At 66.1% G+C, this 460-nt stretch carries 1 pseudogene; it reads left to right on the forward strand.

Features of this window, described 5'->3' with window-relative positions:
* A pseudogene (locus GJ700_RS34730) lies at positions 1-460 on the forward strand (hypothetical protein); the annotation flags it as partial.

The raw sequence follows: 460 nt of genomic DNA on the forward strand, positions 1-460 counted from the left end.
TGACCGCGCGGGGGCCGCGTACCGATGCGGACGACACCGTGACGTACAGCTACGACGCCAATGGCAACCTGGCGACCGTGGCCAATGCGCTTGGTCACGTGACGACCTTGTCGAACTATGACGCCCATGGCCGTGTGGGGCGTATCACCGACGCGAATGGCCGCGCCACGGATTTCAGCTACACGCTGCGCGGCTGGCTGTCCGGCACGACCTCGGCGGGCATGACCACCAGCTACACCTACGACAACGTGGGCCAGTTGACCGGGGTATCGCTGCCGGAGGGCGGCATGATCACTTATGGCTACGACGATGCGCGCCGGCTGGTGTCGGTCAGCGACGCCCTCGGCAACAGCATCGGCTATACGCTCGACAAGCTGGGCAACCGCACCGGTGAACAAGTGCGCGATGCCAGCGGCACGTTGTCGCGCCAGCTGGCGCGGGTATTCGACAACCTGGGCCG

Source organism: Pseudoduganella rivuli (assembly GCF_009674485.1).
Taxonomy (GTDB): domain Bacteria; phylum Pseudomonadota; class Gammaproteobacteria; order Burkholderiales; family Burkholderiaceae_D; genus Rugamonas; species Rugamonas rivuli_B.